The sequence below is a fragment of the Castellaniella sp. genome (assembly GCF_004321985.1).
In the GTDB taxonomy this organism is placed as follows: Bacteria; Pseudomonadota; Gammaproteobacteria; order Burkholderiales; family Burkholderiaceae_B; genus Castellaniella.
Map to the genome: position 1 here is coordinate 1 of NZ_SCQN01000037.1, position 10167 is coordinate 10167.

The window sequence follows — 10167 nt, forward strand, 5'->3', positions numbered from 1 at the left end:
TGTCGGCGGGGCCGACATACTGCGCAAGTACGGCATCAACGTGCTGGTAGATGCCCCAGACGTGGGCGAAAACCTGAAAGACCATTATCAAGCGCGTACGATCGTTCGCCTGAAAGACAAGCTATCGCTTAACGACGACGTACGCAACCCTTTCAAGCTCGCGTCCATGGGGTTGCAGTGGCTCCTTCAAAACCGCGGCCCCCTGACTGTCGGAGCTGGCCAAGTCGGTGGTTTCGTCAGCACGCAGCATGCGACAGCCGGGCGAGCAGATATGCAATTCAATGTGATGCCGCTGTCTGTCGACAAGCCCGGAACACCGCTGCACAACTATTCGGGATTCACTGCGTCAGCCTGCCAGTGCCGTCCCACGTCCAAGGGACGGCTTACCATCCAGTCCGCCGACCCGTCGGCTCCTCCAAAGATCGAATCGCGCTATCTGAGCGAGGAACTCGACCGCAACGCTCTCGTGGACGGAGTTGAGATCCTCCGAGAGATCTACCACCAGTCGGCGTTTCACGGCCTGATTGATGCAGAAGTACTACCCGGCGCTACGCGCAAGAGCCGGGCCGACCTACTTGACTCCGTACGTGAGATCGGCGGCACCGTTTTCCACCCAGTGGGAACCTGCCGCATGGGGTCCGATAATCGCGCGGTCGTCAGCCCGACCCTTCAGGTGCAAGGCATCCAAAGGCTTCGCGTCATAGATGCCTCGGTCATGCCAGAGATTATTTCTGCGAACACCAATGCAGCGTCTATCATGATTGGGGAGCGCGGGGCAGCCATCGTTCTGGGCCAAATTCCAAGTAACGCGAGGCGCGAGCATGCCGCATGATGGAGCAGTGCTTCCCCCCTATTGCTTTCCGCAGTACCCGCCGATCAATCTGGTCAAGGTGGAAGCGCAGGTCTATCGAATCCCCATCGTAGAGCCCGTTCAGACCTCTTTTGGGGAAATGCGCGACCGACCTGCGGTGTTCGTACGGCTGGAAGACGACCAAGGCGCACATGGATGGGGAGAGATCTGGTGCAACTTCCCAAACGTCGGAGCCGAACACCGGGCGCGCATGGTGGCCGCATGCATCGCGCCCTTGCTGAAGGCTCAGCCCTGGCAACATCCGACGCAGGCCTTTCAGGCCGTCGGTCAACAACTTGAGGTGCTCGGAATACAAACAGGCGAACCCGGCACCATCGCTCAATGCATCGCTGGGCTCGACATCGCGCTCTGGGATCTCGTGGCCAGGCGCCAGGGCCGGCCGCTCTGGAAAATATTTGGCGGCACCCCGGACGTGCGGGTCTATGCGTCCGGTATTAATCCACAGAATCCCGTGGAGGTTGCAAGACGCAAGCAAGCTGAGGGATACCGTGCCTTTAAACTCAAAATCGGGTTTGACGCACAACACGATTTGGCTAATTTTCGCGCAATGCGTGAAGCGCTTGGGCCGAGTGCCGTGCTCATGGTAGACGCCAACCAGGCTTGGTCGCTTGATACTGCACTCAGCCTATGTCCGCAGTTCGCCCCGTTTGATCCACAATGGATAGAAGAGCCGATTCGCGCCGATTCTCCTCCCGATGCGTGGCGTCACCTGGCCCAAGCCACTCATATCCCGCTGGCCGCCGGCGAGAACCTGCGTGGCGCGCGAGCTTTTAAAGCCGCGGTGGATGGAGGCACCCTGAACGTCATCCAGCCCGATATCGGCAAATGGGGAGGATTCAGCGGATGCCTGCCGGTCGCGGCGTACGCAGTTCGAGAGGGGAGAATCTTCTGCCCTCATTGGCTTGGTGGCGGCATTGGTCTCTTAGCCTCCATGCATCTCAAAGCGAGCATAGGGCACGATGGTTATGTGGAGGTTGATGCCAACCCGAACCCGTTGCGAAGCGTGATAGGGTCGCAGCTACTCCAGCCAAAGGACGGGGTAGTCACTCTCTCCGATGCTGCTGGATTGGGCGTAGAACCTGACTTTTGCTCGGTGAGGGAGTTCAGGAAGCTGACATGTACGGCAGCTTGAGTACATTGAACCCCCTCGCCAACGCGAAGTGTTCGGAGTCAACAGCAGTCTGCGAATCCGGCGGATCCTCCCTCAATACCCGAGCGTCGCCCCGTCTGGATTGCGCGGATCCGACGCCCCGTAGAGCATACCGTCCACGATCTGAATGGTCTGCGTCTTGCCCATGGTGGGCTTGACCACTACGTGCTGGCCGTAGCTGCGCAGGATCGCCAGCGTATCGGGACTGATGCCTTTCTCCACGCGTAGCTCGTCCGGCCACCACTGGTGGTGGAAGCGCGGCGTGGCAGCGGCCTCGGCGGGATTCATGCCAAAGTCGATCGCGTCCACCACGGTCTCCAGAACGGTGGTGATGATGCGCGCCCCGCCGGGGCTGCCAGTCACGAGCCAGGGCCGGCCGTCCTTCAGCACGATGGTAGGCGTCATGGAGGACAACGGCCGTTTGCCCGGCTGGATCGCATTGGCGTCGCCGCCGATCAGACCATAGACGTTGGCTACGCCCGGTTTGGCCGAGAAGTCATCCATCTCGTTGTTCAGCAGGATCCCCGTGCCGGCTGCCACGATGCCGCTCCCAAAGTTCGTGTTCAGCGTATAGGTCACCGCCACTGCGTTGCCCGCTGCATCCACGACGGAATAATGAGTGGTCTGGTCGCTTTCGTAGGGCTGCGGGTGGCCCGGCTGGATGTCGGACGAAGGCCGGGCATGTGTGGCGCTGATCGCGGCTGCCAGGCTTCTGGCATAGGCTTTCGAGACCAGGCCGGCAACCGGCACCTTGACGAAGTCCGTGTCGCCCAGATACTTGGAGCGATCGGCATAGGCCAGCTTCATCGCCTCGGCCATGTGCTGAATCGTCTGCGCGCTAGCCGCGCCCCAGTCATGCACCGGCCAGCCTTCCATCATGTTCAGGATCTGCACCAGATGGACGCCACCCGAACTGGGTGGGGGCATGGTCACCACCCGATAACCGCGATATTCGCCCACGATGGGTTTGCGCTCCACGGCCTTGTAGTGGCGCAGGTCCGCCAGCGAAATCAGCCCGCCGTGCTGGGCCATCTCGGCCGCGATCTTGCGCGCGATGGTCCCCTGATAGAAGGCAGCGGCACCATCGTGAGCAATACGCCGCAGCGAGGCCGCCAGATCCGGTTGCACCAGGCGATCACCGGTTTTCAGCGGTTGACCATTGCGCCAGAAGATGGCGCGCGTCTCCGGCCACTGGCCCATGGTCTTCGCGGACTTCTGCAGCGCATCGGCCAGCGTCGCGCTGACCGGATAGCCTCGATCGGCAAGACGGATCGCGGGCGCCATGACCCGCGAGAGCGGCAACGACCCCCAGTGCTGCAGTGCGTGCGTGAGGCCTGCAACGGTCCCGGGCACACCCACCGCCAGCGGCGTGAACAGCGATCGGCCGCTGACCACATTGCCCCGGGCATCCAGATACATGTTGCGCGAAGCATGGGCGGGCGCCATCTCACGGAAGTCCAGCGCAATATCCTGGCCGGTCTTCGCCTCATGCACCATCATGAATCCGCCGCCGCCCAGGTTTCCGGCATTGGGTAACGTCACCGCCAGCGTGAAGCCCACTGCCACGGCCGCATCCACGGCATTGCCGCCAGCTTTCAGGATTTCCAGCCCCGCCTGGCTCGCCAGCCCATTCTCGGTTGCCACCATGCCGTGATGCGCCACGACCGGATGGAAGATATCCATGTCGTAGTCGTAGGCTGCTGCGGCCGTGAGCGCCGCCGGCGTGGTCGGGGGGGCGGCCGAGACGGGCCCCGGAGCAACCCACTTTGTCGGCGGCACCGAAGATCCAGCGGCCACGTCGACACTCCGCGTCCCAGGAACCGCACAAGCGGACAGTACGGCAGCCAGCAACACCGCCAGCCAGGAACGAACAGCGCGCATGGAAAAACCTCCAGGATTCTTGCTCAGCGAGCTTCACGCGTGTGCCAGACCCGCAGCACGAATATCAAAGGACCTGAGACCTCATAGCGGATCTCGTAATTTCTGGCAAGGATTCGTCTGACTTCTCGGGGGCTGAACTGAAATAGCTGCTCGCCCAGGCGCGGATGGGTCAATAAAACTCCAGGAGCCTCAACGAGTGCTTGCACGACTCGAGCGGCTGCGGGGCCGCTCACCGGCGCTAGAAAATCATGCAGGCGCGCCAAATCTGAAAGCGCCTTGCCTGTCCATTTCAGCTCCATCAGCGCGGTATCGGAAGCGACTGATCCGTACCGAGGCTTTGGGCCCACGCATCTACCATCCGATGATCGACCACGCGATCGGCATCCACATCAGAGAGCGCTTCCAGGGTCAGGCGATCGCGTTCCTCTTCTTGTGCGACCCACGCGGAAAGCGCCTGCTTCACGATCCAGCCACGAGAGCGTTCGAGCCGGGCCGCCATCTGGTCAACCCTATCAGCCAATGAAAGCGGCACATGCGCCGTCATCACCTTGGTCGTCACCTGTGTCATACCTGGCCTCCTTCAAGCCTCCGAGATTCGGTTGTACCGACGGCCAGTCACCGCCCGATCGTCCAGGGATTGTCACCCTATTCCACACTCGGCCGGCACACCGATTCATCTTTAATCATAACGATTGGACGTGAATCGATCAATGGCGTGCCGATAGCTGGCCAAGAAAAAGGCCGGCAGGCCTCGTCAGGGGCTTGCCGGCCTTTTTTGCGTAGGGCCGATCAGATGATGCGCACGGCCTCGATCAGGCGCACCACCGTCCAGGACTTGGTCTTGGAGATGGGGCGGCCTTCGGCGATTTCCACGGTATCGCCCTCGTTGTACTGGTTGCTTTCGTCATGCGCCTTGTACTTGGCAGAACGCTTGACGAACTTGCCCAGCACGGGGTGCTTGACGCGGGTCTCGACGCTGACGACGACCGTCTTGTTCATCTTGTTGCTGACGACCTTGCCAACCAGCGTACGTTGACGCTTGGTGGTGCTCTTCTCGGTTGAGGGTGTCATATTACTTTCCTGCGTTCTCAGTCATGATGGTGCGGATGCGCGCGACATCGCGGCGAACCTTCCCCAATTGACTGGTGTTGGAAAGCTGCTGAGTGGCACGCTGCATACGCAGGTTGAATTGTGCCTTCAGCAGGCTCTCGAGCTCGGACTGCAGCCCGGCGGCGTCTTTTTCGCGCAGTTCACTGGCTTTCATGTTGGACTCCTAGGCGCCCACGCGACGCGACACGAAGGTCGTGGCGATGGGGAGCTTGGCAGCGGCCAGGCGGAACGCTTCACGGGCGGTGGTTTCATCCACGCCTTCCATTTCGTACAGCACCTTGCCAGGTTGGATTTCGGCGACCCAGAATTCCGGATTGCCCTTGCCGTTACCCATCCGGACTTCGGCGGGCTTCTGCGAAATCGGCTTGTCCGGGAAAATGCGAATCCAGATGCGGCCGCCACGCTTGATGTGGCGGTTGATCGCACGACGGGCGGCTTCAATCTGGCGAGCAGTCAGTCGGCCACGGCCCGTAGCCTTCAGACCGAATTCGCCAAAGGAAACCTGTGCGCCGCGCGTGGCCAGGCCGGTGTTGCGGCCTTTTTGCTCTTTGCGATACTTCCTGCGAGCGGGTGACAGCATGTTTATTCTCCTTCAGGCGCCGGCGCAGCAGAAGCCGCATCACGGCGCGGACCACGGCCACGACCACCAGGACGGCCCGGACGGTCGCTGCGCGGACGGCGCGGGCGGCGTTCCTCGTCGCGCGGGGCAGCGGTCTCCGGGGGCATTTCGCCGTTGGGCAGCATGTCGCCCTTGTAGACCCAGACCTTGATGCCGATGATCCCGTAGGTCGTCTGCGCTTCCGAAAAGCCGTAATCGATGTTCGCGCGCAGCGTATGCAGCGGCACGCGGCCTTCGCGATACCACTCGGTGCGAGCGATCTCGATACCGTTCAGCCGGCCGGAGCTCATGATCTTGATGCCCTGGGCACCCAGGCGCATGGCGTTCTGCATGGCGCGCTTCATGGCGCGGCGGAACATGATGCGCTTTTCAAGCTGCTGGGCGATCGAATCGGCGATGAGCTGGGCGTCGGTTTCCGGCTTGCGGATTTCCTCGATGTTGACATGCACGGGCACGCCCATCAGACGCTGCAGATCAGTCTTCAGGTTCTCGATGTCCTCGCCGCGACGGCCGATCACCACCCCCGGACGAGCCGAGTAGACAGTGATGCGGGCGTTCTTGGCCGGGCGCTCGATAATGATGCGACCCACAGAGGCCTGCTTGAGCTTTTTCTTCAGGTACTCACGAACACGGATGTCTTCGGCCAGCATGCTGCCGTAGACCTTGTCGTTGGCGTACCAGCGTGAAGTCCAGTTGTGGTTGACCGCGAGGCGGAACCCAATCGGGTGAATTTTCTGTCCCATTGTGACTCCTTAAGCCCCGACCTTGACCACGATGTGGCAGGTCTGCTTTTCGATGCGGTTGCCACGGCCTTTGGCACGAGCCGAAAAACGCTTCATCGACTGGGCCTTGTCGACGTAGACCGTCGTGACCTTGAGCTCGTCGATATCGGCACCGTCGTTGTGCTCCGCGTTGGCGATGGCCGATTCCAGTGCTTTCTTCAGGATCGTTGCCGCCTTCTTGGGGCTGAACGTCAGGATGTTCAGTGCGTGCGCCACGGACTTGCCGCGAATCAGATCCGCCACCAGGCGGGTCTTCTGAGCGGAAATATGGACGCCGCGAATGACTGCGCTAGTTTCCATGGCTTACCTCTTGGCCTTCTTGTCCGCCGCGTGACCCCGGAAGGTCCGCGTCAGGGCGAATTCGCCGAGCTTGTGGCCGACCATGTTCTCGTTGATGTAGACGGGAACGTGCTGGTGGCCGTTGTGCACGGCAATCGTCAGCCCAATGAATTCGGGCAGGATGGTGGAACGGCGCGACCAAGTCTTGATCGGCTTTTTCTCTTTGCCTCCGACGGCGGCATCGACCTTCTTGATCAGATGCGCATCGACGAACGGGCCTTTTTTGATCGAACGTGACATAGCTCGCCTCTTATTTCCGCTTGCGACGCGAGACAATCATATTGTCCGTGCGCTTGTTTCGACGGGTCCGATAGCCCTTCGTGGGGGTACCCCACGGGCTGACCGGTACGCGGCCTTCGCCAGTGCGGCCTTCGCCACCACCGTGCGGGTGATCCACCGGGTTCATGACCACGCCACGAACCGTAGGACGAATCCCGCGCCAGCGAGTAGCACCGGCCTTGCCGATCTGACGCAGGCTATGGTCGCCGTTGCCGACTTCACCGATGGTAGCGCGGCAATCAATGTGCACGCGGCGGACTTCGCCGGAGCGCAGACGAACCTGTGCGTAGACGCCTTCACGGGCGAGCAGCACGGCAGCAGCGCCGGCCGAACGGGCCATCTGGGCGCCCTTGCCAGGCAGCAGTTCCACGCAGTGAATGGTGGCGCCGACCGGAATGGCGCGGATGGGCAGCGTATTGCCGACGCGGATCGGAGCTTCGAGGCCGGAGACGACCTTGGTGCCGACTTCCAGCCCGCGCGGTGCAATGATGTAGCGGCGCTCGCCATCGGCGTAGCACAGCAGCGCCAAGTGCGCGGTGCGGTTGGGGTCATATTCCAGGCGCTCGACCTTCGCCACGATACCGTCCTTGTTGCGGCGGAAATCGACGACACGGTAGTGCTGCTTGTGACCACCGCCCCGATGGCGCACGGTGATGTGGCCATTGTTGTTGCGGCCGGACTGGCGCGACTGGCTTTCCAGCAGCGGGCCGTGGGCGGGTCCCTTGTGCAGCTCGGGGTGCACGACCTTGACCATGCCCCGGCGACCGGCCGAGGTAGGCTTGACTTTGATCAGCGGCATTTAGTGGACCTCCGAGAAGTCGATTTCTTGGCCGGCCTTCAAGGACACATAGGCCTTGCGCTCATTGCGACGACGGCCCATGAAGCGGCCAAAGCGCTTTTCCTTGCCCTTGCGGTTGGCGACCTGGACGGAGGCGACCTCGACCTTGAACAGCAGTTCGACGGCAGCCTTGATTTCCGGCTTGGTGGCATCCGCAACGACGCGGAAGATGACCTGGTTGTTCTTTTCGGCGAGCATCGTGGACTTTTCCGTCACGACGGGCGCCAGAATGACTTGCATCAAACGTTCGGCATTCATCCCAGCAACTCCTCGAGTTGGGCGATCGCCGGCTTCGTGATCAGCACTTTCTTGTAGTGGACCAGGGACAGCGGATCGGCGTAGCGCGTTTCAATCACCGCCACATGCGGCAGGTTGCGCGTCGCGAGATAGACGTTTTCGTCCAACGCATCGGTGATGATCAGGACGGACTCGTTGATCCCGAGGTCCTTCAGCTTGGCAGCGGCCAGCCTGGTCTTCGGAGATTCGAGCGCGAACGATTCCACCACGGCCAGACGGTCTTCACGCACGAGTTGCGAAAAAATGGCGCGCAGACCCGCGCGGTACATCTTCTTGTTGACCTTGTGGCTGAAGTTCTCGTCCGGAGAATTCGGGAACGTACGACCACCCCCACGCCAGATTGGCGAGGACGTCATGCCCGAGCGGGCACGGCCGGTGCCCTTTTGGCGCCAGGGCTTCTTGGTGGAGTGCTTGACGTCACGGCGATTCTTCTGCGCGCGGTCGGCGGTACGGGCGTTGGCCTGATAGGCGACCACGACCTGGTGCACCAAGGCCTCGTTGAAGTCGCGGCCGAAGATTTCGTCGGCAGCGGCCACGGTGGCCGAGGATTGACCCTGATCATTCAGGAGCTTGAGTTCCATGATTAGGCTCCTTTCTTGGGTGTCGCCTTGACGGCGTGGCGCACGACGATGTCGGCATTCTTGTGGCCGGGAACGGCGCCGCGCACGAGCAGCAGCCCGCGTTCGACATCCACGCGCACCACGTCCAGGTTCTGCACGGTGACGGTGTCATCGCCCAGATGGCCGGACATGCGCTTGCCGGGGAAAATGCGGCCCGGATCCTGGGCCTGGCCGATCGAGCCAGGGACACGGTGCGAACGCGAATTGCCGTGCGAGGCCCGCTGTGACTTGAAGTGGTGGCGCTTGATGGTGCCGGCAAAGCCTTTACCAATCGTGGTGCCGGTGACGTCGACCTGCTGGCCGACCTCGAAGACCGACTCCACCGTCACGACCGAACCGGCCGTGAAATCGGCGATCTTGGCCGGATCCAGGCGGAATTCTTTCAGGGTGCTGCCAGCCTCGACGCCGGCCTTGGCGAAGTGGCCTGCCAGAGCCTTGGTCACGCGTGTGGCGCGCCGGGTCCCATAAGCAAGCTGCACTGCCGCGTAGCCGTCGATTTCAGGCGTCTTGACCTGGGCGACGCGGTTGTTGGACACATCCAGCACCGTGACCGGGATGGACTCGCCATCGTCGGTAAAGATGCGGGTCATGCCAACCTTGCGCCCCACGAGCCCGAGCTGCCAGGCTGCGGGCGTAGGTGTCGAATTCGACATTGTTTTCTCCGGGGGGTGTTTTCCCCACAGTTTTCATTCCCGACTACGATTGGCCGGGGCTAGGTACTGCGCTGCTGGGCGGAGACGCACAGCAAAAATCGCCAAAATAGACGGCGGAGCTCTAGATCGTATCACGATCCACCCATATGGGCAAGGCTCACTGGGGTCATTCAAACAAAAACGCCATGCCCGAAGACATGGCGTCGTTCCGGCGAGGCACCGGACTGGCGCCCCGGACGGGATTTACTGCAGCGCGATCTCGACGTCCACACCCGCCGGCAGATCCAGACGCATCAATGCGTCCACGGTCTTGTCGGTGGGATCGACGATGTCCATCAGGCGCTGATGGGTGCGCATCTCGAACTGATCGCGGGAAGTCTTGTTGACGTGCGGCGAACGCAGCACATCATAGCGACGGATGCGCGTAGGCAGCGGCACGGGGCCACGGACCACGGCGCCAGTGCGCTTCGCCGTCTCGACGATTTCGGCGGCGGACTGGTCGATCAGCTTGTAGTCGAACGCCTTCAGGCGGATGCGGATTTTCTGGCTTTTCATGGGAATCCCTAAAGAACGAAAGCCGGCGGGGGCAACACCCCCGCCGAGGCATCAATTACTTGATGATTTTGGCGACGACGCCGGCACCCACGGTGTGACCACCCTCGCGGATGGCAAAGCGCAGGCCTTCCTCCATGGCGATCGGCGCAATCAGCTGCACCGTCATCGTCACG

General features: G+C 61.8%; 16 protein-coding genes and 1 pseudogene. 2 read left to right on the plus strand and 15 right to left on the minus strand.

Translation table 11 applies throughout. From position 1 onward, the window contains the following. Together EPN31_RS07600 and EPN31_RS07605 are read left to right on the plus strand one after the other, a co-directional pair. A partial coding sequence (locus EPN31_RS07600; protein ID WP_291771446.1) for a GMC oxidoreductase occupies positions 1-832 on the plus strand: 832 nt, incomplete at its 5' end. Between the two features lie 7 nt (positions 833-839). Continuing rightward, positions 840-2003 carry a mandelate racemase/muconate lactonizing enzyme family protein gene (locus EPN31_RS07605; protein ID WP_291771449.1) on the plus strand — a complete coding sequence of 388 codons (1164 nt, stop codon included), beginning with the start codon at positions 840-842 and terminating at the stop codon, positions 2001-2003. Positions 2004-2075: 72 nt separating this feature from the next. Here EPN31_RS07605 and ggt read toward each other — a convergent pair whose 3' ends face one another. The 15 genes and pseudogenes from ggt to EPN31_RS07680 form a co-directional block, all read right to left on the minus strand. Further along, positions 2076-3902 carry a gamma-glutamyltransferase gene (gene ggt / locus EPN31_RS07610; RefSeq protein ID WP_291771454.1) on the minus strand — a complete coding sequence of 609 codons (1827 nt, stop codon included), beginning with the start codon at positions 3900-3902 and terminating at the stop codon, positions 2076-2078. Positions 3903-3925: 23 nt separating this feature from the next. Continuing rightward, complete coding sequence (locus tag EPN31_RS07615) at positions 3926-4201, minus strand: type II toxin-antitoxin system RelE/ParE family toxin (RefSeq protein ID WP_291771457.1); 276 nt, start codon at positions 4199-4201, stop codon at positions 3926-3928. Next, the gene (locus tag EPN31_RS07620; RefSeq protein ID WP_291771460.1) at positions 4201-4470 is read right to left on the minus strand and encodes a CopG family ribbon-helix-helix protein; all 270 of its coding nucleotides are present in this window, start codon (positions 4468-4470) and stop codon (positions 4201-4203) included. Before EPN31_RS07620 ends, EPN31_RS07615 begins: the two co-directional genes overlap by 1 nt. A 221-nt stretch (positions 4471-4691) precedes the next feature. Next, positions 4692-4973, minus strand: coding sequence for a 30S ribosomal protein S17 (gene rpsQ / locus EPN31_RS07625; RefSeq protein WP_291771463.1), 282 nt, complete (start codon positions 4971-4973; stop codon positions 4692-4694). A gap of 1 nt (position 4974) precedes the next feature. After that, positions 4975-5166 (minus strand): 50S ribosomal protein L29, encoded by a 192-nt coding sequence (gene rpmC, locus EPN31_RS07630; RefSeq protein WP_291771466.1) that lies wholly within the window; start codon positions 5164-5166, stop codon positions 4975-4977. A gap of 9 nt (positions 5167-5175) precedes the next feature. Continuing rightward, positions 5176-5592 carry a 50S ribosomal protein L16 gene (gene rplP, locus EPN31_RS07635; protein WP_291771471.1) on the minus strand — a complete coding sequence of 139 codons (417 nt, stop codon included), beginning with the start codon at positions 5590-5592 and terminating at the stop codon, positions 5176-5178. Between the two features lie 2 nt (positions 5593-5594). Continuing rightward, positions 5595-6374, minus strand: a complete 780-nt coding sequence (rpsC, locus tag EPN31_RS07640; RefSeq protein ID WP_291771474.1) for a 30S ribosomal protein S3 — start codon at positions 6372-6374, stop codon at positions 5595-5597. A gap of 9 nt (positions 6375-6383) precedes the next feature. Continuing rightward, positions 6384-6713, minus strand: a complete 330-nt coding sequence (gene rplV, locus EPN31_RS07645) for a 50S ribosomal protein L22 (protein ID WP_291771477.1) — start codon at positions 6711-6713, stop codon at positions 6384-6386. 3 nt (positions 6714-6716) lie between these two features. Continuing rightward, on the minus strand, positions 6717-6992 hold the full coding sequence (gene rpsS, locus EPN31_RS07650; protein WP_291771481.1) for a 30S ribosomal protein S19: 276 nt from the start codon (positions 6990-6992) through the stop codon (positions 6717-6719). Between the two features lie 10 nt (positions 6993-7002). Continuing rightward, positions 7003-7830 carry a 50S ribosomal protein L2 gene (gene rplB, locus EPN31_RS07655; protein ID WP_291771484.1) on the minus strand — a complete coding sequence of 276 codons (828 nt, stop codon included), beginning with the start codon at positions 7828-7830 and terminating at the stop codon, positions 7003-7005. Beyond that, the gene (gene rplW, locus EPN31_RS07660; protein WP_291771487.1) at positions 7831-8127 is read right to left on the minus strand and encodes a 50S ribosomal protein L23; all 297 of its coding nucleotides are present in this window, start codon (positions 8125-8127) and stop codon (positions 7831-7833) included. Continuing rightward, the gene (rplD, locus tag EPN31_RS07665; RefSeq protein ID WP_291771490.1) at positions 8124-8747 is read right to left on the minus strand and encodes a 50S ribosomal protein L4; all 624 of its coding nucleotides are present in this window, start codon (positions 8745-8747) and stop codon (positions 8124-8126) included. The genes rplW and rplD overlap by 4 nt, the downstream gene beginning before the upstream one ends. A gap of 2 nt (positions 8748-8749) precedes the next feature. Further along, entirely contained in the window at positions 8750-9439 is a 690-nt protein-coding gene (rplC, locus tag EPN31_RS07670; protein ID WP_291771493.1) for a 50S ribosomal protein L3, read from the minus strand. 243 nt (positions 9440-9682) lie between these two features. Next, positions 9683-9994 (minus strand): 30S ribosomal protein S10, encoded by a 312-nt coding sequence (rpsJ, locus tag EPN31_RS07675; RefSeq protein WP_291771496.1) that lies wholly within the window; start codon positions 9992-9994, stop codon positions 9683-9685. Positions 9995-10049: 55 nt separating this feature from the next. Next, positions 10050-10167, minus strand: a pseudogene (locus EPN31_RS07680) (elongation factor Tu); the annotation flags it as partial.

What these genes read in the sequence shown, in the direction of transcription:
- rpsJ (WP_291771496.1), bottom strand. Translation starts at nt 9,994, where the DNA reads ATGAAAAGCCAGAAAATCCGCATCCGCCTGAAGGCGTTCGACTACAAG.
- rplB (WP_291771484.1), bottom strand. Translation starts at nt 7,830, where the DNA reads ATGCCGCTGATCAAAGTCAAGCCTACCTCGGCCGGTCGCCGGGGCATG.
- ggt (WP_291771454.1), bottom strand. Translation starts at nt 3,902, where the DNA reads ATGCGCGCTGTTCGTTCCTGGCTGGCGGTGTTGCTGGCTGCCGTACTG.
- rplW (WP_291771487.1), bottom strand. Translation starts at nt 8,127, where the DNA reads ATGAATGCCGAACGTTTGATGCAAGTCATTCTGGCGCCCGTCGTGACG.
- EPN31_RS07620 (WP_291771460.1), bottom strand. Translation starts at nt 4,470, where the DNA reads ATGACACAGGTGACGACCAAGGTGATGACGGCGCATGTGCCGCTTTCA.
- rpsQ (WP_291771463.1), bottom strand. Translation starts at nt 4,973, where the DNA reads ATGACACCCTCAACCGAGAAGAGCACCACCAAGCGTCAACGTACGCTG.
- rplP (WP_291771471.1), bottom strand. Translation starts at nt 5,592, where the DNA reads ATGCTGTCACCCGCTCGCAGGAAGTATCGCAAAGAGCAAAAAGGCCGC.
- EPN31_RS07615 (WP_291771457.1), bottom strand. Translation starts at nt 4,201, where the DNA reads ATGGAGCTGAAATGGACAGGCAAGGCGCTTTCAGATTTGGCGCGCCTG.
- rplV (WP_291771477.1), bottom strand. Translation starts at nt 6,713, where the DNA reads ATGGAAACTAGCGCAGTCATTCGCGGCGTCCATATTTCCGCTCAGAAG.
- rpsS (WP_291771481.1), bottom strand. Translation starts at nt 6,992, where the DNA reads ATGTCACGTTCGATCAAAAAAGGCCCGTTCGTCGATGCGCATCTGATC.
- rplC (WP_291771493.1), bottom strand. Translation starts at nt 9,439, where the DNA reads ATGTCGAATTCGACACCTACGCCCGCAGCCTGGCAGCTCGGGCTCGTG.
- rpmC (WP_291771466.1), bottom strand. Translation starts at nt 5,166, where the DNA reads ATGAAAGCCAGTGAACTGCGCGAAAAAGACGCCGCCGGGCTGCAGTCC.
- rplD (WP_291771490.1), bottom strand. Translation starts at nt 8,747, where the DNA reads ATGGAACTCAAGCTCCTGAATGATCAGGGTCAATCCTCGGCCACCGTG.
- rpsC (WP_291771474.1), bottom strand. Translation starts at nt 6,374, where the DNA reads ATGGGACAGAAAATTCACCCGATTGGGTTCCGCCTCGCGGTCAACCAC.